This window comes from Cupriavidus sp. SIMBA_020 (genome assembly GCF_046535395.1).
GTDB classification, from domain to species: domain Bacteria; phylum Pseudomonadota; class Gammaproteobacteria; order Burkholderiales; family Burkholderiaceae; genus Cupriavidus; species Cupriavidus campinensis.
In genome coordinates this window covers 1-254 of sequence record NZ_JAWRWU010001131.1, presented here as the reverse complement: position 1 = coordinate 254, position 254 = coordinate 1, and the positions used below count along the sequence as shown (strand labels likewise).

The 254-nt window shown below is 68.1% G+C and carries 1 protein-coding gene; it reads right to left on the bottom strand.

What is annotated here, in order from left to right; genetic code table 11:
* Positions 1–254: ABC transporter substrate-binding protein (locus SB751_RS33055; protein ID WP_410749380.1), on the bottom strand; the 254-nt coding region annotated here is incomplete at both ends.

Sequence of the window (254 nt, the reverse complement as noted above, 5' to 3'; positions counted from 1 at the left end):
GACGGCGTGATCATCGGAATGCCGGCCTTCGCGTAGATCTTCGAAGCCGGCAGCGTCGTGCCCGAATTGAAATGGCCGATCACGACCGCGACCTGCGCGTCGGTCAGCTGCTGCGCCGCCTGGACGCCGATGCGCGGATCGCTCTGGTCGTCCTGCGACGCGACGACGAACTTCACCGGCTTGCCGCCGAGTGTGGGCCGCGCCGCGTTCGCCTCGTCGACGGCCATCCGCACGCCGTTCTCGATGTCCTTGCC